Origin of the sequence: Pseudomonas sp. MMS21 TM103, from assembly GCF_022132145.1 — a bacterium.
Taxonomy (GTDB): Bacteria; Pseudomonadota; Gammaproteobacteria; order Pseudomonadales; family Pseudomonadaceae; genus Aquipseudomonas.
This window is the reverse complement of the sequence record NZ_JAJISP010000004.1, coordinates 348,151-372,157: the sequence shown is the minus strand read 5'-3', so window position 1 is coordinate 372,157 and position 24,007 is coordinate 348,151. Positions and strand designations below refer to the sequence as shown.

26 protein-coding genes and 1 pseudogene are annotated in these 24,007 nt (G+C 65.8%); 15 read left to right on the top strand and 12 right to left on the bottom strand.

All coding sequences use genetic code 11. The features are described 5' to 3' along the window. Positions 1–16: 16 nt before the first annotated feature. A complete protein-coding gene (locus LJY18_RS15190) occupies positions 17–901 on the top strand; it encodes a sugar nucleotide-binding protein (RefSeq protein ID WP_238042655.1) in 885 nt (294 codons plus the stop codon). Next, positions 894–1,826, top strand: coding sequence for an NAD-dependent epimerase/dehydratase family protein (locus LJY18_RS15185; RefSeq protein WP_238042654.1), 933 nt, complete (start codon positions 894–896; stop codon positions 1,824–1,826). The genes LJY18_RS15190 and LJY18_RS15185 overlap by 8 nt, the downstream gene beginning before the upstream one ends. A 58-nt stretch (positions 1,827–1,884) precedes the next feature. Here the strand turns inward: LJY18_RS15185 and LJY18_RS15180 are convergent, their stop codons facing one another. After that, positions 1,885–2,571, bottom strand: a complete 687-nt coding sequence (locus LJY18_RS15180; protein ID WP_238042653.1) for an OmpW/AlkL family protein — start codon at positions 2,569–2,571, stop codon at positions 1,885–1,887. 591 nt (positions 2,572–3,162) lie between these two features. Here LJY18_RS15180 and LJY18_RS15175 point away from each other — a divergent pair. The 6 genes from LJY18_RS15175 to LJY18_RS15150 are packed head-to-tail and all read left to right on the top strand — an operon-like array spanning position 3,163 to position 8,027. Further along, on the top strand, positions 3,163–3,936 hold the full coding sequence (locus LJY18_RS15175; RefSeq protein ID WP_238042652.1) for a DUF3450 domain-containing protein: 774 nt from the start codon (positions 3,163–3,165) through the stop codon (positions 3,934–3,936). Then, positions 3,933–5,279: a MotA/TolQ/ExbB proton channel family protein gene (locus tag LJY18_RS15170; protein ID WP_238042651.1), complete on the top strand. Its 1,347-nt coding sequence runs from the start codon at positions 3,933–3,935 to the stop codon at positions 5,277–5,279. Before LJY18_RS15175 ends, LJY18_RS15170 begins: the two co-directional genes overlap by 4 nt. Positions 5,280–5,334: 55 nt before the next feature. Next, positions 5,335–5,820: a MotA/TolQ/ExbB proton channel family protein gene (locus LJY18_RS15165; protein ID WP_238042700.1), complete on the top strand. Its 486-nt coding sequence runs from the start codon at positions 5,335–5,337 to the stop codon at positions 5,818–5,820. An 11-nt stretch (positions 5,821–5,831) separates the two neighbouring features. Next, a complete protein-coding gene (locus tag LJY18_RS15160) occupies positions 5,832–6,242 on the top strand; it encodes an ExbD/TolR family protein (RefSeq protein ID WP_238042650.1) in 411 nt (136 codons plus the stop codon). Further along, on the top strand, positions 6,242–6,928 hold the full coding sequence (locus tag LJY18_RS15155; protein ID WP_238042649.1) for an energy transducer TonB: 687 nt from the start codon (positions 6,242–6,244) through the stop codon (positions 6,926–6,928). The genes LJY18_RS15160 and LJY18_RS15155 overlap by 1 nt, the downstream gene beginning before the upstream one ends. Position 6,929: 1 nt before the next feature. Continuing rightward, on the top strand, positions 6,930–8,027 hold the full coding sequence (locus LJY18_RS15150) for a tetratricopeptide repeat protein (RefSeq protein WP_238042648.1): 1,098 nt from the start codon (positions 6,930–6,932) through the stop codon (positions 8,025–8,027). Between the two features lie 262 nt (positions 8,028–8,289). Here LJY18_RS15150 and LJY18_RS15145 read toward each other — a convergent pair whose 3' ends face one another. The 4 genes from LJY18_RS15145 to LJY18_RS15130 form a co-directional block, all read right to left on the bottom strand. Continuing rightward, the gene (locus LJY18_RS15145; protein WP_238042647.1) at positions 8,290–8,811 is read right to left on the bottom strand and encodes a DUF3299 domain-containing protein; all 522 of its coding nucleotides are present in this window, start codon (positions 8,809–8,811) and stop codon (positions 8,290–8,292) included. Positions 8,812–8,926: 115 nt separating this feature from the next. Beyond that, positions 8,927–10,192, bottom strand: a complete 1,266-nt coding sequence (locus tag LJY18_RS15140) for an ABC transporter permease (protein ID WP_238042646.1) — start codon at positions 10,190–10,192, stop codon at positions 8,927–8,929. A gap of 1 nt (position 10,193) precedes the next feature. Continuing rightward, entirely contained in the window at positions 10,194–10,904 is a 711-nt protein-coding gene (locus LJY18_RS15135) for an ABC transporter ATP-binding protein (RefSeq protein WP_238042645.1), read from the bottom strand. A gap of 64 nt (positions 10,905–10,968) precedes the next feature. Continuing rightward, positions 10,969–11,538: a DUF2796 domain-containing protein gene (locus tag LJY18_RS15130; protein ID WP_238042644.1), complete on the bottom strand. Its 570-nt coding sequence runs from the start codon at positions 11,536–11,538 to the stop codon at positions 10,969–10,971. Between the two features lie 128 nt (positions 11,539–11,666). Here LJY18_RS15130 and LJY18_RS15125 point away from each other — a divergent pair, with 128 nt between their 5' ends. Continuing rightward, positions 11,667–12,002 (top strand): hypothetical protein, encoded by a 336-nt coding sequence (locus LJY18_RS15125; RefSeq protein WP_238042643.1) that lies wholly within the window; start codon positions 11,667–11,669, stop codon positions 12,000–12,002. 137 nt (positions 12,003–12,139) lie between these two features. Here LJY18_RS15125 and trxA read toward each other — a convergent pair whose 3' ends face one another. The 3 genes from trxA to LJY18_RS15110 all read right to left on the bottom strand — a co-directional run bounded on the left by trxA (position 12,140) and on the right by LJY18_RS15110 (position 14,186). Continuing rightward, a complete protein-coding gene (gene trxA / locus LJY18_RS15120) occupies positions 12,140–13,012 on the bottom strand; it encodes a thioredoxin (protein WP_238042642.1) in 873 nt (290 codons plus the stop codon). Positions 13,013–13,083: 71 nt separating this feature from the next. Then, a complete protein-coding gene (locus tag LJY18_RS15115; protein ID WP_238042641.1) occupies positions 13,084–13,740 on the bottom strand; it encodes a class I SAM-dependent methyltransferase in 657 nt (218 codons plus the stop codon). Beyond that, positions 13,737–14,186, bottom strand: a complete 450-nt coding sequence (locus LJY18_RS15110; protein WP_372866361.1) for a YbaY family lipoprotein — start codon at positions 14,184–14,186, stop codon at positions 13,737–13,739. The genes LJY18_RS15115 and LJY18_RS15110 overlap by 4 nt, the downstream gene beginning before the upstream one ends. Positions 14,187–14,329: 143 nt before the next feature. On the opposite strand from LJY18_RS15110, the gene nrdR reads away from it, so the two are divergent. Then, complete coding sequence (nrdR, locus tag LJY18_RS15105) at positions 14,330–14,797, top strand: transcriptional regulator NrdR (protein WP_238042639.1); 468 nt, start codon at positions 14,330–14,332, stop codon at positions 14,795–14,797. Then, on the top strand, positions 14,794–15,918 hold the full coding sequence (gene ribD / locus LJY18_RS15100; protein WP_238042638.1) for a bifunctional diaminohydroxyphosphoribosylaminopyrimidine deaminase/5-amino-6-(5-phosphoribosylamino)uracil reductase RibD: 1,125 nt from the start codon (positions 14,794–14,796) through the stop codon (positions 15,916–15,918). Before nrdR ends, ribD begins: the two co-directional genes overlap by 4 nt. Positions 15,919–16,011: 93 nt before the next feature. On the opposite strand, the gene LJY18_RS15095 is transcribed toward ribD, so the two are convergent. From LJY18_RS15095 to mpl, 3 genes are all read right to left on the bottom strand, one after another. Beyond that, the gene (locus tag LJY18_RS15095) at positions 16,012–16,308 is read right to left on the bottom strand and encodes a YceK/YidQ family lipoprotein (RefSeq protein ID WP_238042637.1); all 297 of its coding nucleotides are present in this window, start codon (positions 16,306–16,308) and stop codon (positions 16,012–16,014) included. Continuing rightward, a complete protein-coding gene (ubiX, locus tag LJY18_RS15090) occupies positions 16,301–16,930 on the bottom strand; it encodes a flavin prenyltransferase UbiX (RefSeq protein ID WP_238042636.1) in 630 nt (209 codons plus the stop codon). Before ubiX ends, LJY18_RS15095 begins: the two co-directional genes overlap by 8 nt. Before the next feature lie 127 nt (positions 16,931–17,057). Beyond that, the gene (gene mpl, locus LJY18_RS15085; RefSeq protein ID WP_238042635.1) at positions 17,058–18,407 is read right to left on the bottom strand and encodes a UDP-N-acetylmuramate:L-alanyl-gamma-D-glutamyl-meso-diaminopimelate ligase; all 1,350 of its coding nucleotides are present in this window, start codon (positions 18,405–18,407) and stop codon (positions 17,058–17,060) included. A 408-nt stretch (positions 18,408–18,815) separates the two neighbouring features. Here mpl and LJY18_RS15080 point away from each other — a divergent pair. The 4 genes and pseudogenes from LJY18_RS15080 to LJY18_RS15065 all read left to right on the top strand — a co-directional run. Next, positions 18,816–19,078 (top strand): annotated as a pseudogene (locus LJY18_RS15080) (aldehyde dehydrogenase family protein); the annotation flags it as partial. A gap of 317 nt (positions 19,079–19,395) precedes the next feature. Continuing rightward, a complete protein-coding gene (locus LJY18_RS15075) occupies positions 19,396–20,790 on the top strand; it encodes an ethanolamine ammonia-lyase subunit EutB (protein WP_238042634.1) in 1,395 nt (464 codons plus the stop codon). Between the two features lie 57 nt (positions 20,791–20,847). Then, positions 20,848–21,663, top strand: a complete 816-nt coding sequence (eutC, locus tag LJY18_RS15070; RefSeq protein WP_238042633.1) for an ethanolamine ammonia-lyase subunit EutC — start codon at positions 20,848–20,850, stop codon at positions 21,661–21,663. Positions 21,664–21,794: 131 nt separating this feature from the next. Next, positions 21,795–22,250, top strand: coding sequence for a GNAT family N-acetyltransferase (locus tag LJY18_RS15065; RefSeq protein WP_238042632.1), 456 nt, complete (start codon positions 21,795–21,797; stop codon positions 22,248–22,250). A 72-nt stretch (positions 22,251–22,322) separates the two neighbouring features. Here the strand turns inward: LJY18_RS15065 and LJY18_RS15060 are convergent, their stop codons facing one another. Next, entirely contained in the window at positions 22,323–23,918 is a 1,596-nt protein-coding gene (locus LJY18_RS15060; protein ID WP_238042631.1) for a protein kinase, read from the bottom strand. Positions 23,919–24,007: the final 89 nt, after the last annotated feature.

The window sequence follows — 24,007 nt, the reverse complement described above, 5'->3', positions numbered from 1 at the left end:
ACCGTTGCGAGACACCATGCGTATGCGTTTAATGCTGTTGGGTGGCGGTAATGCCTTGGGGCAGGCGCTGATCCGTCTCGGCGCCGAGGAGGACATCGGCTTCCTCGCGCCGCGTCCGCCGGAGTCTGGCTGGGATGCTGCCAGCCTGACCCAGTTGCTTGACGACACGCGGCCCGACGCCCTGATCAACCTTGCTTACTATTTCGACTGGTTTCAGGCCGAAGGGGTGAGCGAGGCGCGCCTTGCTGCCCAGGGGCAAGCGGTCGAGCGGCTTGCCGAACTGTGTCAGCATCATGAAATCCGCCTGTTACAGCCGTCCAGTTACCGGGTGTTCGATGGTTCGCGGGTTACCGCCTACAGCGAAAGGGAAGTGCCGGTGCCCCTGGGCGTGCGTGGTCAGGCCTTGTGGCGTCTCGAACAGAGCGTGCGCGCGGTGTGCCCGCGGCATGTGTTGTTGCGCTTCGGCTGGTTGCTGGATGAGAGCCCGGACGGTCAGCTCGGGCGTTTCCTGGCGCGCGCCGAACGGGATGAAAGCATCGAACTCGCCGATGATCGGCGCGGCAACCCGACCCCGGTCGACGATGCGGCGCGGGTAATTCTCGCCGTGCTCAAGCAGCTCGATTGCCAGACGCCGCTCTGGGGGACGTTCCACTATGGCGGTCACGAGGCCACCACCTCGCTGGCACTGGGTCAGGCGGTATTGAGCGAGGCGCGCAACTTCCGCAGCAATCTGCTCGACGAAATCACGCCACAGGCCCATGCCGCGCGTCCGGATGCCGCCGAAGAACCGCAGCACGCGGTGCTGGCCTGCAAGAAAATCCTGCATACCTTCGGTATCAAGCCGCGCGCCTGGCGCTCCGGGCTGCCGAGCTTACTGGACCGCTACTATCGCCATGTCTGATGCACCTATCCTGATTACCGGCGGCGCCGGTTTCATCGGCTCACACCTGGTCGATGCCTTATTGAGTCATGGCCATAGGGTGCGCGTGCTGGACAACCTGTCCATGGGCAAGCGCAGCAACCTGCCGCTGGACAATCCGCGACTGGCTTTGCTCGAAGGCGATGTGGCCGATGCCGCCTTGGTTGATCAGGCCATGGCCGGTTGTGCGGCCGTGGTGCATTTGGCTGCGGTGGCCTCGGTACAAGCCTCGGTGGACGATCCGGTGAGTACCCACCAGAGCAACTTCGTCGGCACCCTCAACGTTTGCGAGGCCATGCGCCGGCACGGCGTCAAGCGGGTGGTCTATGCCTCGAGTGCGGCGGTTTACGGCAACAATGGCGCAGGCCAGGCGATTGATGAGGGGACGGCCAAGGCGCCGTTGACCCCTTACGCGTCGGACAAGCTGGCCAGTGAGCATTACCTGGACTTCTATCGCCGTCAGCATGGCCTGGAACCGGCGATTTTCCGCTTCTTCAATATTTTCGGCCCGCGTCAGGATCCGTCCTCACCCTACTCCGGAGTGATCAGCATCTTCACCCAGCGGGCGCTGCAAGGCTTGCCGATCCGGGTGTTTGGCGATGGCGAGCAGACGCGCGATTTCTTCTATATCGGCGATCTGCTGGCGCTGCTGACCCAGGCGCTGGACATGCCGCAGGTTGTCGTGGGGGCGGTGAATGTCGGCTGGAATCAGGCGGTCAGCCTCAACCAGCTGCTGGCCGAGATCGGCAGTTTGTGTGGCGGCTTGCCAGCCGTTGATTATCAGGCGGAGCGGCCCGGCGATATCCGCCACTCGCGGGCGAATAACCGGCGTTTGCAGGATTGCTACCAGCTGCCAGCGGCGACACCGATGCGTGAGGGTTTGCGCAGGCTATTGGCACAAGACTGATCTGTAGCGACAAAAAAGCCGGCGCTGAGGCCGGCTTTTTTGTGGGTGTCGGTTGGCCTTAGAACTTGTAGCCGAGGCCGACCATGTAAACGAATGGATCCACATCCACATCGACCTTGACCTTCTCGCCACCGAAGGAAGTGGTGCCCGTGGTGTCGATGTCGATGTAGCGCACGTGAGCGTTGACCAAGAGGTTGTCGGTCAGCATGTAGTCCATGCCCAGTTGGGCGGCGAGTCCCCAGGAGTCTTTCATGTCCAGACCGCTGAAGCCCTTGCCTTCGGCTTCGCTGCTCAGCTCTGTATCGAAGAACCAGGTGTAGTTGATACCCAGACCAGCATAAGGCTGGAAGGTTGATGCACTGTCGAGCGGGTAGTAGACGACGCTTAGGGTTGGCGGCAGGTGCTTGAGTTCACCCAGCTTGCCATTCAGGCCTGCAAATGCTCCGGGCATGCCTTTCACACCGACGTCATGGTTAAACGGGGTGGCCGCGAGCAGGTCAAGGCCGACGTGGTTGGTGATCATGTAAGTGCCAGTCAAGCCCAGCTGGGTATCGCTGTTCAGCGTGGCTTTGGTGCCGGCCACGTCGGTGTTCAGCGCGCCGACCCAGATATCACTGCTGCTTTCATGCGGATCGACGGTAGCGGCACCTGCGCGCACGATAATGTCGCCTGCCTGGTAAGCCTGGGCGAGGGGGGCGGCCAATGCGGTGGCCAGGATGGAGAGGGCGAGCAGGGACTTGCGCATGGTGAACTCCGGTCGAGTCATCAGTTGGTTGGGCTGAGGGCAATGTTAGGAGCCTAAGCAAAGCGAGTTTTGACCCAGCTCAATGAATTGGTCTGGTGACCCCAGGCAATAGTGCTGCAGTGATTCCCGCAGATGGCTCGCAGGCAGCGTCGTTGGTGCTTGGAGTGCGCGGTATGCGCCGCGTGTGGCGTATTGCCGCACAGGCTGGCCTGATGGGTCGTGATCATCGTTCTCATACACTCGCCGCTCGCCGTCTCACAAGAAGGCTGCCGGGAACTCGGTGCAGAGATTGCGCGCAAGTCGAGCATGGGAGGTTGCTGGATGATGCTAACGCAGTTGATAATGGTTATCTTTATTGTTGGCGCTTGGCTAATCTATCGGTAATGTCTTCTGCATCAAGACACCTGACAGCGGCAGCCCCGCATGCCGCAGTGGACCTAGCCTGCATCTGACTGGCTGAGCCACGGTGCAGATCAGGTGTTCGCCGCGAGATGTTTGTCGAACGCCACTCAGCCGCGCAGTAACCTGCAATTGAGAAAGGTTATTATGTTTCATTTTGGTATAAGCCCGTCGCTCGAGGACTCCCTTCGCATGAACCTGTACCCCCTGCGTTTGCTGGCCGCAGCACTATTGCTAAGCAGTACGCCATTGCTGGCCGGGCCGCTGGACGCCGCGCTGGCCGAGAGTCAGCGCCTGGCCGCAGACGCCAAGGCGTCCCAGGCGCGTATCGAACAGCTCGACGATGACAGTCGCGAGATGCTCGGTGAGTACCGCAATGCCTTGCAGCAGGCCGAGGCGCTGAAAGGTTATAACCAGCAGTTGCAAGCGCTGGTCGTGGCCCAGCGCCAGGAGCTGGCGGGTTACCAGGAGCAACTGGACGGCATCGAACGTACCCAGGAGGCGGTGACGCCACAGATGCGCCGGATGGTCGAGGTGCTCGGCGAATTCATCGCCGCCGACTTGCCGTTCCTGCCGGATGAGCGCAGTGACCGCCTGGCGCAACTGCAGGATCTGCTACCGCGTGCCGATGTCAGCCTGGCGGAAAAGTACCGGCGCATCCTCGAGGCCTATCAGGTCGAGAGCGACTACGGCCGGACCCTGGAGGCCTGGCGGGGCGAACTGCTGGTCGACGGCGGCGCGTCGCGCAGTGTCGAGTTTCTTCGTCTCGGCCGGGCGATGCTGTACTTCCAGACCCTCGACGGCCATGAGAGTGGCTGGTGGAACCCGCAAAGCCGCAGTTGGGCCGCGCTCGACAGCAGTGCCCGGCGACCGTTGCACCAGGCCATCGCCATCGCCCGCCAGGAACAGGCGCCGGCTCTGCTCGATCTCCCCGTGAGAACCCTGGCTCAGGAGACCAGGCCATGAGCCGTCGAGTGTTGGCCATCCTGGCCCTGGCACTGTTGCCGACGATTGCTGGCGCCGCGCCGCTCAGTCCGGATCAACTGCTACAGCGCATCCGCAGCGAGCGCGCCGCCGAAGTCGCGGCCATGCAGAGTCGCGAGCAGGCGTTTGTCGCCCAGCGTGGCGAGCGTGCGCGGCTGCTCGCCAGCGCGCAGGCTGCCTTGCACAGCCAAAAGGCTCAGGCCGAGCGCTTGAAAGCCGAATTCGACCGTCAGGAGGCCGAGCTGGCCGAGCAGGAAACACTGCTGGCCCAGCGCGTCGGTCATCTGGGCGAGTTGTTCGGCGTGGTCCGCCAGAGCGCCGGCGATGTCGCCGGGCAATGGCAGGACAGCCTGCTCAATGCGCAGTATCCCGAGCGTTTGCAGCGCCTCAAGGCGCTGGCCGAGAGTCGTACCCTACCGTCCGCCGAAGCCCTCGACGGCTACTGGATGCTGCTGCTGGAAGACCTGACCGCCAGCGGCCGAGTCGAGCAGTTGCAATTGCCGGTGGTCGCCGCCGATGGCACCCGCAGCGAGCAGTCGGTGTTGCGGGTCGGCACCTTCTCGGCTTTCAGTGAGACGGCCTTCCTGCGTTACGACGCCGACGCCGGCGAGCTTCTGGCGCCACCGCGCCAGCCGACCGGGTTGGGTGGGGTTGAGGATTATTTGCACAGCAGCGAGATGCTCTCCAGCCTGCCCATCGACCCCAGTCGTGGCACGCTGTTGGCGCAACTGCAGCGCCAGCCGACCCTGTGGGATCGCCTGCAACAGGGCGGCCTGGTCGGTTGGCTGATCGTCGCATTGGGCATAGTGGGTCTGCTCCTGGCCACCTGGCGCATGGTTTATCTGGCCCGGGTTGGCGCGGGGGTGAGGGCGCAAGTCCGTGCTCTCAGCGTGCCGCGTGACGACAATCCGCTCGGCCGGGTGATCGGTGTGCTCGGGCCCAAGCCGCAGCTGGCCGATCTGGAAACCCTGGAGCTGAAGCTCGACGAGGCGATCCTGCTGGAAACCCCGCCGCTGGAAAAGGGCCAGAGCCTGCTCAAGCTGCTCTGTGCGGTGGCGCCGTTGCTCGGTCTGCTCGGCACCGTGACCGGCATGATCGTCACCTTCCAGGCCATCACCCAGGGCGGTGGCGGCGATTCGCGGCTGATGGCCGAGGGCATTTCCCAGGCCCTGGTGACCACGGTGCTGGGGCTGGTGGTGGCGATTCCGTTGCTGTTCCTGCACAGCCTGCTGGCCAGTCGCAGCAAAAGCTTGATCCAGTTGCTCGAGCAGCAGAGCGCCGGGTTGATTGCCTTGCACCTGTCCGGGGCGCCGCGGCGTGACTGATTGGCTCGACTTGTGGCTGGCGTTGATCGACAGCGGCTATGCGCTGCTCGACTTCATGAGCGCTGGCGGCGTGGTGATGTGGGCGCTGGCCGGGCTCTGCGTGCTGTTCTGGACCCTGGTATTCGAGCGCTTCTGGTATGTGCGGCGGGTCTTCCCGCAGTGGGGGCGCGAGCGGCGCAAGGCCTGGCAGCAACTGCTGCAAGACGACAGCGGCACCTGGCGCCGCGCAGTGCGCGCCGCCTGGCTGGCTCAGGCGCGGCAGCACCTGATCGGGCCGCTGCGCCTGAGCAAGACCCTGGTGGCCCTGTACCCGCTGCTCGGCTTGCTTGGTACGGTCAGCGGCATGGTCGCGGTGTTCGATGTGCTCGCCATCAACGGTGCCGGTAACCCGCGTGGCATGGCTGCCGGGGTCTGGCAGGCGACCCTACCGACCCTGGCCGGCATGGTCCTGGCGATTACCGGATTGTTCAGCCTGGCGCGCCTCGAACGTGATGCGCGCCGGGCTCTCGAGCGGCTGGCCGACCAGCTGCGCCACGAATGAGATAACACCCCATGAGAATGCGCCGACACCACCAGCAAGACGAAGACCCGGGCATCGACCTGACACCGATGCTCGACGTGGTCTTCATCATGCTGATCTTCTTTATCGTCACCAGCTCCTTTATCAAGGAGTCCGGTGTCGAAGTGCAGCGTCCCCAGGCGGAGACTGCCAGCCCGCAGGACAAGGGCAATATCCTCATCGCCGTCACCGCCGACGGCCAGGTGTGGATGGACAAGAAGGTCATCGACGTGCGCAGCGTGCGTGCCCATGTCGAACGCCTGCGCGTCGACCAGCCGGACGGCGCGGTGGTGGTGCAGGCCGACCAGGATGCACGCACCGGTCTGGTGGTGCAGGTGATGGATCAGGCGCGCCTGGCCGGGGTGCAGGATGTCGCCCTGGCCGCTACCTCGGGAGCGCTATGATGCGCGTGCCGCTGGCCTTTTTCGGCGCCTGTCTGATGGCCTTGGCGCTGTTCGCCCTGATGCTGTACATGGTCGCGCCGCCGCGCAGCCAGCCGTCCGCCGAGCCGCTGACAGTGGCCAACTTCGTGCGTCTCACTGGGGAGTCGAACAACACTGCAACCCGCAGCCGCCAGCAGGCGCCGCAGCCCCCCGAGCCACAAACCCCGCAAGTCCCGACTGCGCTTACCCCGGTCGCCGCCTCCCCGAGTGCCAAGCTGCCGGCCCTGGATCTGCCGGTGCCAAGCCTGAATAGCGGGATTGCCGTCAACAGTGCGCCGACCCCGAGCCTTAGTGGTTTGAGCGCCGCTGCGGCACCGAGCGCGCCAGCAGCCAGCGCTGCCGCCGCCGCTGGCCAGCCCGGCGGCCCGGAGAGCGAGGTGATGCCGCTCAACGATGTCAGTCCGGATTACCCGCGCTACGCCCTGCAGCGCGGCATCGAAGGGCACGTCAAGCTGGCGTTCACTATCAGCCGCGCCGGTGCGGTGGAGAATCTTCGGGTGCTCGAGGCCAGTCCGCAGCATGTGTTCGAGCGCGAAGCGCGTCGCGCCGCCGTGCGTTGGCGCTTTGCCCCGCGTACCGAGGGCGGCCTGGCGGTGACCCGCGAAGCGGTGAAAACCCTGTACTTCCGCCTTGAGGGAGGTCACTGAGATGCCGCGTTGGTTGTGGTTATGGATGCTGTGCATGGCGGGGGCCGCACAGGCGGCCGGGCAGAGTGTCGAGCCGAGCGTATTCCGCGCCCTCAATGCAGCCCAAGCGGCTCAGCAACAGGGCGACTACGCCGCGGCCAGGCGGGCGCTGGATGCGGCCAAGGCCAAGTCGGACAGCCTGGAGCAGGCCCTGCTGTGGCGCAGTCGCGGCTATCTGGCCTGGGCCGAAGGGCAGAATGCCAAGGCCATCGAGTGGCTCGGCAAGGCGCTGGACAGTGGCAAGCTGGACGCCGAGACGCGGACCAGCGAGCAGCTCAACCTGGCCCGGCTCAACCTGCTCGAACGCCGCTACGCCCAGGTCGTCAGCCTGCTGGCGCCGCAACAGGCGGCGGCCAGTGAAGATATTCTGCAGATGCTGGTGCAGGCCTACCAGGGCCTGGGTCAGCCCGCCCAGGCGCTGCCCTTGGCCGAGCGTTACGTTCAGGGCAATCCGCGGGCGGCGGATAGCTGGTTGCAGTTCCTTGTCGCGGTCAATGCCGGCCTCAAGCGTTATCCCGCCGCCGAGCGCTGGCAGCGCCAGCTGCTCGATCGTCAGCCGGATCGTGCGCAGGGCTGGCGGCAACTGGCTGCTTTGCAGCAGCTGAGCGGCCGCCACGACAGGGCGCTGGCGACCCTGCGCGCCGCACACAGCAAAGGCCTGCGCTTCAATGCGGCCGAGCTGGATAACCTGGTGTTGCTGGCTGGCGCGGCCGAGCAGCCCTGGCAGGGTGCCCTGCTGCTCACCGGCATGCTCGAACAGGGCTTGCTGCCGCGCACGGCCGGCCGCGAAGAGCGCCTGGCCCTGCTCTGGTGGCAGGCCCGCGAGCGCGCTGCGGCGGCGCGCATCTACCGCGAACTGGCGGGGCGTTCGGGCAGTGCCAAGCATTGGTTGAACCTGGCCCAGTTGGAGTTGGAACAGGCGCGTTGGCAGGCCGGGCTGGATGCCCTGGCCGAGGCCGAACGCGCCGGTGCCGAGCCCAGCCAGGTGCGCGCCTGGCGCAACTGGGCGGAAACTGAACTGAGTGTCGTGCGGGCAAAGCGCCTGGCCAGCGCCGGCTAGGTTGGCGCCTGGCATCGTGCAGGTCGACGGCCGGGTAGGGTGGGTTAGGCGCCTGGCAGGTTTTGCCAGGGCACGGCCGCTGCCGGTCGCGCCCTGACCCGCCGGCGATGCCGGAATGGTATTGCGCGGTGTCGGGTTACGCGGCGCGCGGCGCTTGCTGTGCTTTCAAGGGAGCGGGCCTGCGCCGCTAAGCCAGCCTATGCCTGCAAGCAAAAGCGCAAAGAGGTCGCAGCGAATGCACAAGTATGGTTGGTGCTCGCGGTTAACTATCCGGCAGTTCGTAGGCGTAGATTTTGTCCGCCTGCATCTGATAACCGGCCTCGGCCAATTCGCTGCTGCTCTGTTCGACCTGCAGCGCGCCTTCGATCCAGAACGGCTGATAGAGCGCATCCAGCAGCACGCCCAGCTCGGTGGTGACATGCACGATCTGGTTGGACGGCGGTGGCGGTACATGGATGCAGGCGCCGAAGTAGGGCACCAGCAGGAACTCGGTGACGCGGCCTTCTTCGGTGACATCCAGCGGCACTATATAGCCGGGCAGCTTCACCGCCAGGCCATCCAGTTGCTTGACCACGGGCGCGGCGGGCGATTGCTGCCGCGTGGCCGGGCCAGCTTCGGACAAGGCATCGGCCAGTTGCGAGAGGTCATGCATGGGCACGGGTTCGACGACCTGCGGCGGCGCATCGGCCGGCACCATGTCCGACCAGGCCAGCTCACGCACCTCGGCGGCCGATAGGGGCATGGCCAGGGTGAACAGCAGGGCGGCGAGCAGGGGACGTTGCATGGCGGAGCCTCATATCAATATTCAAGCGTCGCGAACGCGGGCTCACGGCAGTGAGCACGCGCAGTTTACTGGTGCGCATGAACATGTCGAGCTGCCGTTCATGAGCCCGGTCGGGTTAAAGGCGAATCGACAGGCCGTCGGCCAGGGACTGCCGATAAGCCCGCCAGGCGGGGATACAGCCCATCAGCAGGGCTGCACCGAGAATAGCGCCGAGCAGCGTCCACTCATAGGCCGTCGGCAGGTCAAGCGGCAGATACAGACCGTAACTGGCCTGCACATGGCCCTGCGCCCCGGCGATACCCAGGTACAGCAGCAATAGGCCCAGCAGCACGCCGGCCAGCGCCAGGCCGAAGGCCTCCAGAATCAGCAGGCTGGCGATATGCCAGGGACGCGCACCGACCGAGCGCAAGATCGCCATTTCCCGTCGGCGTTCATTGAGGCTGGTGAGAATCGCTGTGAGCATGCCGATCAGCCCGGTCACCACCACAAACAGCGAGACCACGAACAGCGCTTGTTCCGCCGTGCCCATCAGACTCCACAACTCCTGCAGGGCCACCCCTGGAAGAATCGCCAGCAACGGCTCGCCGCGAAATTCATTGATCTCGCGTTGCAGGCTAAAGGTGGCGATCTTGCTCTTCAGCCCCAACAGCACGGCAGTGATGGCGGTCGGTTGCAGGTGCATGGCACGCGCTTGCTCGGCGCTGACCACACCGGCGCCGCGGGCCGGCATGCCGTTCTGCCAGTCGACGTGCATCGCCTCCATGCCCGCCAGGGAAATATGCAGGGTGCGGTCCACCGGTGTGCCGGTGCGCGCCAGGATGCCCACCACCTTGAAGGGTTTGTCGTCGTGCTTGACCAGGCTGATGGTGGCTACGCCATGGGCCAGCACCAGTGGTTCGCCGAGCTGATAGCTCAGCGCCCGTGCGACCTCGGCGCCAAGTACCACTTCGAACGGGTCCTCGGCAAAGGCGCGGCCCTCGGCCAGCTGCAGGGGCTGGCTGCGGGCATAGCGGTAGTGCTCGAAGTAGGCTGGGCTGGTGCCCATCACCCGGTAGCCGCGGTGCGAGTCGCCGAGGGCAATGGGGATCGCCCACTTGACCTGGCGGTGCGCGGCGAAGTGCTCGAAGCTGTCCCAGCGAATGTTGTTGGTAGCGTTGCCGATGCGGAACACCGAATACAGCAGCAGATTGACCGCGCCGGAGCGCGCGCCGACGATCAGGTCGGTGCCGCTGATGGTATTGGCGAAACTGGCGCGGGCCTCACTGCGCACGCGTTCGACGGCCAATAACAGGCAAACGGACAGGGCGATGGCGAACACCGTGAGCAGGGCGGTGAAGCGGCGGTTGTTAAGGCTGGCCAAGGCGATGCGTAGCAGGTGCATGTCAGACCTCCTGCGGGTGCGCGGCGCGATTGAGTTCGGCCAGCGACAGGCTGCGATCGAACAGCGCTGCCAGGCTCTGGTCGTGGCTGACGAACAGGAGGCTGGCGCCGGCCTCGCGGCATTCGGCGAACAACAGTTGGAGAAAAGCTTCGCGGGCGTCAGAGTCCAGCGCCGAGGTCGGCTCGTCGGCGATCACCAGTTCCGGCTGGCCGATCAGGGCGCGGGCCGCGGCGACCCGTTGCTGCTGGCCGATGGACAGTTCATCGGCACGGCGCTCGAGCAAGGTCGGTTCGTGTAAACCGAGGTGAGCGAGCAGGTTGGTGGCGGCCTGGTCGATGCTGCCGTGGCGCTGGATAGCACGCTGCGCCCGACTCCTGGAGAAGTGGCAGGGCAGTTCGACGTTTTCGCGCACCGAGAGAAACGGCAGCAGGTTGAACTGCTGGAAAATGTAGCCGGTGTGGTCGACCCGGAAGCGATCGCGGGCGCTGGCCGATAGAGCACTCAATTCCTGTCCGAGCAGGCGAATGCTGCCACGATTGGGCGTTTGCACGCCGCCGAGCAGGCCGAGCAGGGTGGTCTTGCCGCTGCCGCTGGGGCCCTTGAGAAACAGGCTTTCGCCGCGCTCCAGGGTGAAACTGGGGATATCCAGCAGCTGCGCCTGGCCGGGCCAGGCGAAACCGAGGTTGGACAGGCTGATCAGGGCTGAACTCATGACAACGCGAAACTCATGAAGTGGCGGTCGGATTACCCCGGCCGTGCTGCGGCGAATAGGCCGATTAAAAATTCAGCGAGGCGTTGGCGGGCGTCAACTCGACGCCTTGCTGGCCGCTCGGGCCGATCAGTTGTACCTGAATTTTCTCGGTGGCGGGGAAGCGCTTGAACAGCTCGCCCAGGTTCAATTGCTTCAATTCACTCGGCTTTTTGCAGTCGAGCTGGTAATGCGCATGGATTTCGCTGTGCTCGCTGCCCGCCTCGTCGGCGTGCTGTTCGTCGTGCGCGGCCTCTTCGAATAGCGCACTTTCCAGTTCCTGTTCACTCAGGGTGCAGGCGCCGGCGGTCAGGCCGAACAGTGCCTGCGGTTCCTCCAGCTGGCGGCGCGTAGCGGCGACTGTGGCTTTATCGGTGGTGCTGGTGGGCGCATGTTCGAAACCCACCAGGTTCATCGCAGGGCTTTCCAGCTGCAGTTCCAGGGTTGCTCCGTCCAGCACCACATTGAGCCGGGCGGCGCCATGCTCATGGGCGTCAAGGCTGCCATGCTCATCCTCATGCGCGTGGTTGTGCTCGTTGGCCTGGGCGGCGGCCAAGGGAAGCAGGGCAAAAGGCAGGGCAAGCAGCAGGCGACGCATGGTGATCTCCGGTCGGGATTCAATTTACTTGTTACGTTATAACAACTTTCATATGGGTCTGGCCAGCTCCGCTTGGCGGGCTGCGGCTGACGTGGGAGCATGCCTGTCGATTACTCGAGGGCGGCAAGATGGTGCGAATCCGTGGACGGGTCGGCGATTGGCCGGTGGATCTGACAGTGGAACTGGACGCGCAGGACTGGGCGCAACTTGCGCAGCACATCACGCCTGCTGCCGTCACCAGCGAGCCGGCAGCGGTCGCCGTGGCAACGGATGCGCTGTGGCAGACCACTCTGGACTTGCTGCGCCAGGCCGGGCAGATCGAGGGCCCACAGCTACTGGCCCAGCTGGCCGCCTTGGCCGGCAGTGAGGCGGCGGGCAAACGCCTGCTGGTGCGCTTGCGCCATTGCGCCCAAGTGCGCATGGAAACCGCTGCGGATGCGCCTATCTATCACTGGGTCGGCTAGCCAGGCGGGGCGATGTGGAGTATCGCGGTGCTCAGCCCAACAGCCGTACCCGTAGGGCGGGTGAAACCCGCCATGGCTGCAAGTGGCGATAAAACACTGTGGGTTGCCGCCCCTACGCGAGCCCATTCGCGCTGCGATCAGTAGATCGCCTGGTACAGCTTGCGCCGGTAGGCGGTGACCAGCGGATGCTCGTTGCCGAGCAGGTCGAACACCTGCAGCAGGGTCTTGTGCGGCAGGCCATCGGCATAGCTGCGGTTGCGCACGAACAGCTTGAGCAGGCCGTCCAGGGCTGGCTCGTATTGCTGGCGGGCCAATTGCTGAATCGCCAGCTGGAGGGCCGCCTCGTCATCTTCGGCGTTCTGCGCCAGGCGGGTTTTCAGGCTGGCGACGTCGGGCAGGTCGACCACCTGGCTCAGGAAGGTTAGCTGGGCGCGGGCGCCGGCCAGGGCCTGCTTGTGCTCATCGCCCTTGACGGCTTCGAGTACCGTTTCAGCTTCGCCCAGTTCGCCACGTTCGGCCAGGCAGCGGGCGTAGAGGATCAGCGCAGGGGCATTCTCGTTGTCTTCGCCGAGCAGTTGCTTGAGCAGGGTTTCCGCCTCGCCGATGCGGCCTTCGGCGAACAGGGTTTGTGCGCTTTGCAGCAAGTCGGCCTGCGGCGCCGGAGGCTCGGCGACATGCGGCTTGAGCATTTCGCGGATCGCCGACTCCGGCTGCGCGCCGGAGAAGCCGTCGACCGGTTGGCCGTCCTTGAACAGCACCACGGTTGGCAGGTTGCGGATGCCGAAGCGCGCGACGATGTCCTGTTCGGCGTCGCAGTCGACCTTGGCCAGCAGCAGCTCGCCCTGGTAGCTCTCGGTGATCTGCGCGAGCAAGGGCATCAGCGCCTTGCACGGCGCGCACCACTCGGCCCAGAAATCCACCAGCACCGGCTTGTGGAAGGAGTTCTGCACGACCAGCTGCTCGAAGCTGGCGTCGCCGGATACGTCGAAAATATAGGGGATGTCGCTCATGATGGGTCTCGCTGGGCGAAAGTGCTAAACACTATAAATGTGGGCGCTGCCTTGCGGAAACAAGGCCGGCATTAAGGGCGTTGTGCGTGGTAGAGGCTGACCTGGCGAAACTCGGCCGGTTCGGCCAGGTCTGGGCAGGTGCAGGCCTCCATCACGCCAAGGCGCTGGTACAGCGGATGCCGGAAGTCGCGCACCCGTGAATCGGCGACCAGCGCCTGCTGCCCGCGGCTGAGGAACTGGTCGAGCAGCGGCAGGTTGGCGCGGTCGTAGAGTACGTCGGCGACCAGGATCAGGTCGAAACGGTCGGCTTCCTGGAAGAAGTCCGCCGAGTAGCCCAGTTCCACCTGGTTGAGTGCGGCATTGGCTCGGCAGGCCGCCAGGGCCAGTGGGTCGAGGTCGCAGGCCACCACTTCGAGGGCGCCAGCCTTGGCCGCAGCGATCGCCGCGACACCGGAGCCGGCGCCGAAATCCAGCACGCGCTTGCCGCGCACCCACTGCGGGTGCGCGGCCAGCCAGCGGGCCAGTACCAGGCCGCTGGCCCAGCAGAAACACCAGTAGGGCGGTTCTTCGAGAATGCGCCGGGTTTCCTCCGGGTTGAAGGCGCGCGCCATATTGGCGGCATCGATCAGCCAGAGTTTCAGCGCGGTGCCTGGCAAATGCTCGGCCACCAGCCTGGCGTCACCGAGCTGCTCGCTCAACGCCGCTTGCAGGGCAGCGGTTGTGCTCATGGCGCCGGCACCAGGCGTATCTCGCCGAGCTGCTGGCTGTCGTTGTGCTCAATCACTTGGGGCGGCAGGCGCAGGATCAGGCGGCCGGCTTGATTGACCCGCCCGCGCAGCTCGACCCGAGTGCCGGGGATGAAGGCCTGAGGGTTGAAGGGCAGGCGAAAGGGCAGGGCCGCGCCGTTGCCGGTCAGTTGAATATTGCCCAGCAGGCCCTGGGGCAAGCCGCGCGCATCAATCTGCAGCAGGGCCAGTTCGACTTCGCTATCGCTGGGCACGCCGAGCAGGCTGCCGCTGAGCTCACGCAGATGGGCCGGCAGGGGCGCAGGCGGCGCATCCATGGTTGCGGCAGACGCCGGCGTGGTCGGCGCCTGGGGCGACAAGGCCGGTTCGCCGGCGCAGGCCGCGAGCAGGCCGGCCAGGGTGAACGGAGCGAGCAGTCGCATGGCAATGTTCATCTAAGGGGTATGCCTGAAAGAAGCGTTGTGTCTGAAAGGTAGTCGAACGCGCGCCTGTATACCGTAAAGTCCTCGGCTTGTCTTGCCTGCGGGATGCGCTACCATGGCGCTTTCCTGTTCAAGGCGGCTGCCCTCCTATGCACTGTCCCTTCTGCGGTGCCAATGACACCAAGGTTATCGATTCGCGCCTGGTCGCCGAGGGCGGGCAAGTGCGTCGTCGGCGCGAATGCCTGGCCTGCGAAGAGCGCTTCACCACCTTTGAGACCGCCGAACTGGTGATGCCGCGGCTGATCAAGCAGGACGGCAGCCGCCAGCCGTTCGACGAGGACAAGCTGCGTGCCGGCATGCAGCGCGCCCTGGAGAAACGTCCGGTGAGCATCGAGCGTCTGGAGGCGGCCATTGCCCATATCAAGCACCAGCTGCGCGCTACCGGCGAGCGCGAGATCAAGTCGCTGGTGCTCGGCGAGTTGGTGATGAGCGAGTTGCAAAAGCTCGATGAGGTTGCCTACATCCGCTTCGCCTCGGTTTACCGGCGCTTTCAGGATCTCAACGAATTCCGCGAGGAAATCGACCGGCTGTCCCGCGAACCCTCGAAAGAGCAATGATGAGCTTCGATCATGCCTGCATGGCCCGCGCCCTGGAGCTGGCCGGCAAAGGCCTGTACTCCACTCACCCGAATCCGCGCGTCGGCTGCGTCATCGCCCGCGACGGGAAGGTCGTCGGCGAAGGCTGGCATGTGCGCGCCGGTGAGCCGCACGCCGAAGTGCACGCGTTGCGCCAGGCCGGCGCGCAGGCGCGTGGCGCCACCGCCTATGTGACCCTGGAGCCCTGCAGCCATCATGGCCGCACCCCGCCGTGCGCCGATGCGCTGGTCGCTGCTGGCGTCGCGCGGGTGGTGGTGGCCATGCAGGATCCCAATCCGCAGGTCGCCGGCACTGGCTTGGCGCGCCTGATGCAGGCCGGCATTGAAGTGCACTGCGGTGTGCTGGAAGCCGAAGCGCGCACGCTCAACGCCGGTTTCATCAAACGCATGGAACAGGGCTTGCCCTTGGTGCGGGTCAAGTTGGCGATGAGCCTGGATGGCCGCACCGCCATGGCCAGCGGCGAGAGCCAGTGGATTACCGGGCCGGCTGCCCGCGCCGCGGTGCAGCGCTTGCGCGCCCGCGCCAGCGTGGTGCTGAGCGGCGCCGACACCGTATTGGCGGATAACGCCCGCTTGACCGTGCGCCCCGATGAGCTGGGCCTGGATGCCGAGCTGACGGCGCTGGCGGCAAGCCGGCCACCGCTGCGGGTGCTGGTCGATGGCCGTCTGCGGGTGCCGCTGGATGTGCCTTTCTTTCAGGCCGGCGCGACGCTGGTGGCGACCTGCGCGGCGGCGATGGCGCGTGAGCGCTACCTGGACGCCGGTCACGAGCTGTTGGCCGTGCCGGGCAGTAGCGGCCATGTCGATCTGCACAAGTTGCTGGCCGAGCTGGCCGGGCGCGGCGCCAATGAAGTTCTGGTCGAAGCCGGGCCGCGTCTGGCCGGCGCATTCGCCCGCGAGGGCCTGGTCGATGAGTATCAATTGTTCGTCGCACCGAAGTTTCTCGGCTCCAGTGCACGACCGTTGCTCGAGTTGCCGCTAGCACGCATGGCCGAGGCGCAGGCGCTGAAGATCGTCGAGATCCGCGCGGTCGGTGACGACTGGCGGATCATTGCGGTGCCGCAGCGCGAAGAGCGCGATTAGGCGCCGCGCTGCCTGCGGGGTTGCGCGGGGCGTCTTGATGGCAGGGGCCGGGCCATCCTGCAGATCGGCTCGCGAACCTGGCGTTATGCCGAATCAAAGCCCGCCGCTGACGCCCAGGTTCACACCCAGTTCGGTCGCCAGCGAGAATGGCAGCAACAGGGTGTCCAGCAGAGCACTGGCGGGCAGGTCGAGGCCGGGGTAGTGCGGCGCCTCGGCGCCGAAACGTTCCTGCGCGCAGCAACCGTGGTTCAACGCATACAGATCCAGTTGGGTGCCGGCATAGATAACCGGCGCGCCCGGCTTGGCCGCGTCCAGGGTGCGCAGCGTGGCGCAACCGCTGCTCGACAGCACGAGCAACAGGCACACGGTCCGCAGGGTTCTGTTACTCATCCGAGCCCCGATGCTGTTCGCCCCAGCGCGGCAGCATGTCCTGAGGCACGCCCAGGCAGTTGAGGATGCGCGCCACGACGAAGTCGATCAGGTCGTCGATGGTCTGCGGCTGGTGATAGAAGCCCGGCGCCGCCGGCAGGATCACCGCGCCCAGGTTCGACAGCTTGAGCATATTCTCCAGGTGGATGCTGGAAAATGGCGCCTCGCGCGGCACCAGGATCAACTGACGACGCTCCTTGAGCACCACATCGGCGGCGCGCTCGATCAGGTTGTTGCAGGCGCCCGTGGCAATCGCCGACAGGGTGCCGGTCGAGCAGGGCACCACCACCATGGCGCTGGGCGCACCCGAGCCGGAGGCCGCCGGGGCCATCCAGTCTTCCTTGCCGTAGACGCGAATTTGCCCTGGCGCCGCACCGGTGTACTCACTCAAGAACGCCTGCATGGCCTGGGGCTTGGCTGGCAGGGTCACGTCCGTTTCGGTGGCCAGCACCAATTGCGCGGCCTTGGAAATCAGGAAATGCACCTCGCGATCTTCCTGCACCAGGCAGTCGAGCAGGCGCAGGCCGTACTGGGCGCCGGAGGCACCGGTCATGGCCAGGGTAATTCTCTCGGGTCCGCTCATGAATTCACTCTCAAAGCTGTTGCGCTTGCTGATGCTGCGCTGCGTTTCTCGCAGGCCTTCGTCTTGCCTACGCGGCCCGACCTAATCGTGCGCTCACGACACCATGAGCGCGAATGTGCACTTTTTATCAGGCCAGTGCCGCGGCCAGCTTGCCATGCAAGCCGCCAAAGCCACCGTTGCTCATCACCACCACCTGGGTGCCCGGCGCGGCTTCGGCCTTGACCCCTTTGATGATGGCCTCCAGGGAATCACAGACCTGGGTCGGCACTGCCGATGAGGCCACGCTCGCCGCCAGGTCCCAGCCGAGGTTGGCCGGTGCGTACCAGTACACCGAATCGGCCTGGACCACCGAACCCGGCAAGCCGTCGCGGTGGGCACCGAGTTTCATCGAGTTGGAGCGTGGTTCGATCACCGCGATCAGCTTGGCATTGCCGATGCTTTTTCGCAGGCCGTCGAGGGTGGTGGCAATCGCCGTCGGGTGGTGGGCGAAGTCGTCGAAGATGGTCACGCCATTGATTTCGGCAACCTTTTCCATCCGCCGCTTGGCGTTGATAAAGCTGCACAGGGCGCCGATCCCGAGCTCCGGGACCACGCCGACATGGCGCGCCGCCGCCAGTACCGCGAGGGCATTGGCCACGTTGTGCTGGCCGGTCAGCTGCCAGTCGACCACGCCCTGGGGCCGGCCGTCGAACAGCACCTCGAAGCGCGCGCCATCGGCGCTGAGCAAACGGGCCTGCCACTGGCCGCCTGCGCCGGTGGTCTGCACCGGGGTCCAGCAGCCCATCTCGATGACCCGTTGCAGCGCCACTTCGGCCGCCGGGTGGATGATCAGCCCGTCACCGGGAATGGTCCGTACCAGGTGATGGAATTGCCGCTCGATGGCCGCCAGATCCGGGAAGATGTCCGCGTGATCGAACTCCAGGTTATTCAGGATCGCGGTGCGCGGGCGGTAGTGGACGAACTTGCTGCGCTTGTCGAAGAAGGCGCTGTCGTACTCGTCGGCCTCGACCACGAAGAACGGCGTGCCGCCCAGGCGCGCGGAAATGCCAAAGTTCTGCGGCACCCCGCCAATCAGGAAGCCCGGGCTCATGCCGGCCTGCTCCAGGACCCAGGCCAGCATGCTGCTGCTGGTGGTCTTGCCATGGGTGCCGGCCACTGCCAGCACCCAGCGCCCTTGCAGCACGTGGTCGGCCAGCCACTGAGGGCCGCTGACGTAGGGCAGGCCCTGGTTCAGCACGTATTCAACCGCCGGATTGCCGCGCGACAGCGCATTGCCGATCACCACCAGATCCGGTGCCGGATCGAGTTGCGCGGCATCGTAGCCCTGGGTCAGTTCGATGCCCTGGGCTTCGAGCTGGGTGCTCATCGGCGGGTAGACATTGGCATCGGACCCGGTGACGCGATGGCCCAGTTCCTTGGCCAGCACGGCCAGCGAACCCATAAAGGTGCCGCAGATGCCGAGAATATGGATATGCATGAATAACCTCGAAAAACCAACGAATTAAGACCGTCAGGCAGGCCGTATCGCAGCAACGCATGGCGAGTCCGCAGGCGCGGATTTATCCGCGATTTTCGCGACTGAGCCGCTGCGACAACATGCACACACCTGGAGCGGCTCAGGACGAACACAAGGCCCCGGAAAACTCGCCGCAGGTTAGCACAGCAGCCTCTTTCCCGGCCTCTACCTCAGCCAAGGCTGATTCGACCGCAGCCGCTCGAGAAAGCTCGCGGGAGTCCTCACCGAGCAAGGACTGCAACAGTGCGCCTTGTTGCTGCACGCGCCGAGGACAGATCGCGCACGCCCTCCCGCCGCCGATACCGGGGCAAGACCTCGCTGCAGAACCGCTGGCTGGCGCTGCCAATTGCCGATCGCAGGGACAACGGCAAGACCGTGCGCGAAACCCTGGCGATTGCCAATGACACCGAATTCGGCCTGGGTTCCGGCCTGTGGACCCGCGACATCAACCGCGCCTAGCGCATGTGCCGGACGTATCTGGACCGCGTGTTACCTCCTGTAGCCGGCGGCCGCTGCCTTAGGTGGTTACATGAAGTCCGGCGGCGGCCACGTGACCAATAAGCTCGGTGCTCGACCACTGCCAGCAGACCAAGAACCGGCTGATCAGCTACGGCATCAACCCGCTGGCATGGCGGTTGCCTGCATCAGCAAGTCTTTCAGCGGAGCAACTCTCAAGGCGGCGACGCAATGACGACTGCAACTCAAAACTGCACTCGTCAGCCTGCATCTATGGGGGCGCTGCCGGCCTGGGCCACACCTACTTCTTACTCCCCCATCAGCAGCGCTCCGACGCGCCGGCTGACGCCATGCTGACTGGGGTTTAAGCTGCACCTCTGGCGCGCTCAGGTGCGCCGGAGGCTCCATTAAAGTGCAGGCAAGCGCATGGGCGAACAGCGCCATGCGCTTTGCCCGTTTCGCGATAACGAGCCGTTTCAGGAGTAGCTAACGCATGGCCCGTTTTTTTCATTCGGTGGGTGGTGAAACCTACCGGTTCGACAGCCTCAGGGAGGTCATGGCCAAGGCCAGTCCGGCGCGCTCCGGCGACTACCTGGCAGGCGTCGCCGCCGCCAGCGACGGCGAGCGGGTGGCCGCGCAGATGACCCTGGCCGACATTCCCCTCGCGCATTTCCTCGACGAGGCGCTGATCCCCTATGAAGGGGATGAGGTCACCCGGCTGATCATCGACAGCCACGACCGCTCGGCCTTCGCCGCGGCCAGCCACCTGACCGTCGGTGGCCTGCGCGACTGGCTGCTCAGCGACCAGGCCACTGAAGCCTCGCTGCGTGCCCTGGCCCCCGGCCTGACCCCGGAAATGGCCGCCGCCGTGTCGAAACTGATGCGCGTGCAGGACCTGATCCTGGTGGCACAGAAGATCCGCGTGGTCACCCGCTTTCGCAACACCGTCGGCCTGCGCGGGCGCATGTCCACCCGCCTGCAGCCCAATCACCCGACCGACGAGCCGGCGGGCATCGCCGCGAGCATTCTCGACGGCCTGCTGTATGGCAACGGCGACGCCATGCTCGGCATCAACCCGGCCACCGACAGCATCGGTTCGATCTGCGAGATGCTGCGCATGCTCGATGGCATCATCCAGCGCTACGAGATCCCGACCCAGGCCTGCGTGCTGACCCACGTCACCAGTTCGATCGAGGCGATCAACCGCGGCGTGCCGCTGGACCTGGTGTTCCAGTCGATCGCCGGCACCGAAGCGGCCAACGCCAGCTTCGGCATCAACCTGCAGGTCCTCCAGGAAGGCTACGAGGCCGGGCTGTCGCTCAAGCGCGGCAGCCTCGGCAACAACCTGATGTACTTTGAAACCGGCCAGGGCAGCGCCCTGTCGGCCAACGCCCACCACGGCCTCGATCAGCAGACCTGCGAAACCCGCGCCTATGCGGTGGCACGCCATTTCAAACCGTTCCTGGTCAACACTGTGGTCGGTTTTATCGGTCCGGAATACCTGTACAACGGCAAGCAGATCATCCGCGCCGGGCTGGAGGATCACTTCTGCGGCAAGCTGCTCGGCCTGCCGATGGGCTGCGACGTCTGTTACACCAACCACGCCGAGGCCGACCAGGACGACATGGACACGCTGCTGACCTTGTTTGGCGTGGCCGGGATCAACTTCATCATGGGCATCCCCGGCTCCGATGACATCATGCTCAACTACCAGACCACCTCGTTCCACGACGCCCTCTACGTGCGCCAGAGCCAGGGGCTGAAGCCGGCACCGGAGTTCGAAGCCTGGCTGCAGCGCATGGGCATCTTCACCCAGGCCGACGGACGCGTGCGCTTCGGCGACAACTTACCCCCGGCATTCCGCCGGGCCCTGGCCCAGTTGGGCTGACAGCGTCCCCGGAGAGGCGGGCCCGGCCCGCTCGCCAACAGCGATCGAGAAATCACCATGGAACCAGAACTGCCCGTTTCCGCCACCACCGAGAATCCCTGGCAGGAGCTGCGCCGCCTGACGCCGGCGCGCATCGCCCTCGGTCGCGCCGGCACCAGCCTGCCGACCACGGCCCTGCTGGACTTCCAGTATGCCCACGCCCAGGCGCGTGACGCGGTGCACCTGCCATTCGACCATGCCGCCCTCCGTGCCGGCCTGGCGGACCGCGGGCGCGCCAGCTTGCTGCTGCACAGCGCCGCGGCGGATCGCGATACCTACCTGCAGCGCCCCGATCTGGGGCGCCGCCTGAATGAGGCATCGATCCGCCATTTACACGACTACGCCCAGGCCAACCCCGGCGGCGTGGACCTGGCGGTCGTGGTGGCGGACGGCCTGTCGGCGCTCGCCGTGCATCGGCATGCGCTGCCATTTCTCGCCCGAATGGAAGAGCTGGCGAACGCCGAAGGCTGGTCGCTGTCGCCGGTGGCCCTGGTGGCCCAGGGCCGGGTGGCAGTGGCCGACGAAGTCGCCGAACTGCTCAACGCCAAGATGGTGGTGATTCTGATCGGAGAACGCCCGGGTCTCAGTTCGCCGGACAGCCTCGGCCTGTACTTCACCTATGCGCCCCGCGTCGGCCTCACCGATGCCTACCGCAACTGCATCTCCAACGTACGCCTGGAGGGGCAGAGTTATGGCATGGCCGCCCATCGCTTGCTGTACCTGATGCGCGAGGCCTGTCGGCGCCAGCTGTCCGGGGTCAACCTGAAGGATGAGGCGCAAGTGCCGTGCCTGGACACGGCAGCATCCGGCATGGGCAATTTCCTGCTGAGCTAGTTTTCGCCCGCGAGACCAGATCAAACGCTTGCTTGGATTGCGCTTTCCAAAAGCATTAGGCAGCATCGCCATGTCCACTGGCATGGCTCATGCACTGCCACCCCAGCCAATCATTAATACCGAGGCTCGCCATGCGTATCGTCCCTGCTACCCTGGAGCACCTGGATCTGTTGACCCCGCTGTTCGTCAAATACCGTGAGTTCTATGGCGAGCTGCCTTTCCCCGATTCCTCGCGCAAGTTCCTGGAAACCCGCCTGCGCCGCAAGGAATCGGTGATTTACCTGGCCCTGGCCGACGACGAGGACAAGCTGCTGGGGTTCTGCCAGCTCTACCCGAGCTATTCCTCGCTGTCGCTCAAGCGCGTGTGGATCCTCAACGATATCTACGTCGCCGAAGACGCGCGGCGCCAGTTGGTGGCCGACCGCCTGCTGCAAACCGCGAAGAAAATGGCCAAGGACACCAACGCCGTGCGCATGCGCGTTGCCACCAGCCGGGATAACGAGGTGGCGCACAAGGTCTACGAGTCGATCGGCTTCGTCGAAGACCAGCAGTTCAAGAACTACGTGTTGCCCATCAACCTCGATTGACCTGGGCCGCGCCGGGCCCATCCGGCGGCCAGCTCGGCCGCTGGCTTGAGGCCGGCGCTGGCGCGCGCTCGCCTAGCCCAGCAGGCTCAGCCACAAGCCAAGCCCCAGCTGCATCAGCAAGGCGCCGAGCAGTGCCAGCCGCCAGGGCTGTGCGCGCAGGTTGACCCGCGCCGGGGCCGGCGGATGTGTCAATGGCTCCTGCAACGCCTGGTGAAACTCCGACAACGCCTCGAACCGCGCAGCCGGCTGGGGCGCCAAGGCCCGCGCCAGCACGCCGTCCCAACCGGCCGGCAAGTGCGTGGTGAAATTGGCCAGCGGCAGGTAATGGCTCGCCGGCCCGCCTTCCGGGCCTGCGACTTCCGGCCATTGCCCACAGATCAGCCAATAGGCCAGTGCCGCCAGGGCGAACTGATCGGCGCGGCCATCCAGCCGTTGCTCGCCGCGCACCTCCGGCGCCAGTGGGATCGCCTCGGCGGGCAGCTGCTGACGGGGCACGCCCGGCAACAGCGCGGCATATTCCGGCAACAGCAGCAGGCGTCCGCTCTGGCTGATCAGGATATTGCGCGGACTCAGCCACAGCCCCTGCATGCCGCGGCGCTGCAGGGCGCGCACGGCCGCAATCGCCTGGCCGAGCAGGGCCAGCAGGGTCGCCCCATCCACCGGGCCATGGCTCGCGGCCCAATCGACCAGGCTGCGCATCCCCGCCCCGGGTGGTTCGAACAGCATGAAGGCATGCTGGCGCGGCCGATGCGACGACATCACCCGTGGCAAGCTGGCCACCGGACTGCGGCGCAAGGCCCATTCGCGCTGCCAGAAAACCTCGTCGGCCGCCTGCGCGGCGAGCCACAGCAAGGCCTCGCGGCCGCTTTCGTCGCGTGCCCGGAACAGCCGGCCCGCAGGGCCGAAGGGACACTCGCCAAGCAGCGTCCAGCCATCCACCAGGATGCCCGCCGCGGCGTCACGCAGGGCCGGCCACTGCTCGCGCGGTGTCGGCGGTGGCAGGCTTTCGGCTGCTCCCGGTAGCAGCAGCACGGCGGCGCCCGGTGCCTTGAGCAAGGGCGCCAGCAATCCCGGCAGGTTATCCACGGCAGGCGCCGCGCAGCCGGCGCGGAAGCTGTCCAGATCGGCCACGCCGAGCAGCGGCTGCGGCGCCAGCAGCAGTGCCTCGCCCTCACTCAAGGGCATGCTGTGCTGCACCAGCGCCAGCTCGGCCTGCATGCCCAGTTGCATGTCCTCGCGGCCCGGCAGGCTCTGCAGAGTTCCGCCCTTGTAGCGCAGCAGGCCAACCGCCCCGGCCTGCAGGTACTGGGCATCGCCTTCCTGCAGCAACAGCACGCCGGCATCCAGCTGGGGCACACGGCGGCCCGCCTGCCGGCTACGGAACAGCTGCTGATTGAGCGCCGCCAACACCTGCCGCGCCGCCTGCGCCTCGCTCCAGCCCGCGGGCGTGCAGCGATAGTCGGCGAACAGCGCATCCAGATACCCGTCCAGCTGTTGCACCACATCGGGGCATTCACGCGCCCACAGCAAGGCCACCAGCAACATTGGCGGTCGTCCCTGGCGCCCAGGCAGCCAGGTCGCGCGGGCCCGCGCCGCCTGGCTCGGCAGGTCTATACCGCCGCCCAGCACCAGGCTGACGGCAGGGTGATCCATGCGTTCTATCGACATCGCTAGCCCCTCGGGACATTACTGCCAAGGCCGTTGCAGCCTTTGTGCCGACTCTATGCAACTTGCCGCTAGTACCGGCCCCGCTTATG

What these genes read in the sequence shown, in the direction of transcription:
- LJY18_RS15190 (WP_238042655.1), top strand. Translation starts at nt 17, where the DNA reads ATGCGTATGCGTTTAATGCTGTTGGGTGGCGGTAATGCCTTGGGGCAG.
- LJY18_RS15185 (WP_238042654.1), top strand. Translation starts at nt 894, where the DNA reads ATGTCTGATGCACCTATCCTGATTACCGGCGGCGCCGGTTTCATCGGC.
- LJY18_RS15180 (WP_238042653.1), bottom strand. Translation starts at nt 2,571, where the DNA reads ATGCGCAAGTCCCTGCTCGCCCTCTCCATCCTGGCCACCGCATTGGCC.
- LJY18_RS15175 (WP_238042652.1), top strand. Translation starts at nt 3,163, where the DNA reads ATGAACCTGTACCCCCTGCGTTTGCTGGCCGCAGCACTATTGCTAAGC.
- LJY18_RS15170 (WP_238042651.1), top strand. Translation starts at nt 3,933, where the DNA reads ATGAGCCGTCGAGTGTTGGCCATCCTGGCCCTGGCACTGTTGCCGACG.
- LJY18_RS15165 (WP_238042700.1), top strand. Translation starts at nt 5,335, where the DNA reads ATGAGCGCTGGCGGCGTGGTGATGTGGGCGCTGGCCGGGCTCTGCGTG.
- LJY18_RS15160 (WP_238042650.1), top strand. Translation starts at nt 5,832, where the DNA reads ATGAGAATGCGCCGACACCACCAGCAAGACGAAGACCCGGGCATCGAC.
- LJY18_RS15155 (WP_238042649.1), top strand. Translation starts at nt 6,242, where the DNA reads ATGCGCGTGCCGCTGGCCTTTTTCGGCGCCTGTCTGATGGCCTTGGCG.
- LJY18_RS15150 (WP_238042648.1), top strand. Translation starts at nt 6,930, where the DNA reads ATGCCGCGTTGGTTGTGGTTATGGATGCTGTGCATGGCGGGGGCCGCA.
- LJY18_RS15145 (WP_238042647.1), bottom strand. Translation starts at nt 8,811, where the DNA reads ATGCAACGTCCCCTGCTCGCCGCCCTGCTGTTCACCCTGGCCATGCCC.
- LJY18_RS15140 (WP_238042646.1), bottom strand. Translation starts at nt 10,192, where the DNA reads ATGCACCTGCTACGCATCGCCTTGGCCAGCCTTAACAACCGCCGCTTC.
- LJY18_RS15135 (WP_238042645.1), bottom strand. Translation starts at nt 10,904, where the DNA reads ATGAGTTCAGCCCTGATCAGCCTGTCCAACCTCGGTTTCGCCTGGCCC.
- LJY18_RS15130 (WP_238042644.1), bottom strand. Translation starts at nt 11,538, where the DNA reads ATGCGTCGCCTGCTGCTTGCCCTGCCTTTTGCCCTGCTTCCCTTGGCC.
- LJY18_RS15125 (WP_238042643.1), top strand. Translation starts at nt 11,667, where the DNA reads ATGGTGCGAATCCGTGGACGGGTCGGCGATTGGCCGGTGGATCTGACA.
- trxA (WP_238042642.1), bottom strand. Translation starts at nt 13,012, where the DNA reads ATGAGCGACATCCCCTATATTTTCGACGTATCCGGCGACGCCAGCTTC.
- LJY18_RS15115 (WP_238042641.1), bottom strand. Translation starts at nt 13,740, where the DNA reads ATGAGCACAACCGCTGCCCTGCAAGCGGCGTTGAGCGAGCAGCTCGGT.
- nrdR (WP_238042639.1), top strand. Translation starts at nt 14,330, where the DNA reads ATGCACTGTCCCTTCTGCGGTGCCAATGACACCAAGGTTATCGATTCG.
- ribD (WP_238042638.1), top strand. Translation starts at nt 14,794, where the DNA reads ATGATGAGCTTCGATCATGCCTGCATGGCCCGCGCCCTGGAGCTGGCC.
- LJY18_RS15095 (WP_238042637.1), bottom strand. Translation starts at nt 16,308, where the DNA reads ATGAGTAACAGAACCCTGCGGACCGTGTGCCTGTTGCTCGTGCTGTCG.
- ubiX (WP_238042636.1), bottom strand. Translation starts at nt 16,930, where the DNA reads ATGAGCGGACCCGAGAGAATTACCCTGGCCATGACCGGTGCCTCCGGC.
- mpl (WP_238042635.1), bottom strand. Translation starts at nt 18,407, where the DNA reads ATGCATATCCATATTCTCGGCATCTGCGGCACCTTTATGGGTTCGCTG.
- LJY18_RS15075 (WP_238042634.1), top strand. Translation starts at nt 19,396, where the DNA reads ATGGCCCGTTTTTTTCATTCGGTGGGTGGTGAAACCTACCGGTTCGAC.
- eutC (WP_238042633.1), top strand. Translation starts at nt 20,848, where the DNA reads ATGGAACCAGAACTGCCCGTTTCCGCCACCACCGAGAATCCCTGGCAG.
- LJY18_RS15065 (WP_238042632.1), top strand. Translation starts at nt 21,795, where the DNA reads ATGCGTATCGTCCCTGCTACCCTGGAGCACCTGGATCTGTTGACCCCG.
- LJY18_RS15060 (WP_238042631.1), bottom strand. Translation starts at nt 23,918, where the DNA reads ATGTCGATAGAACGCATGGATCACCCTGCCGTCAGCCTGGTGCTGGGC.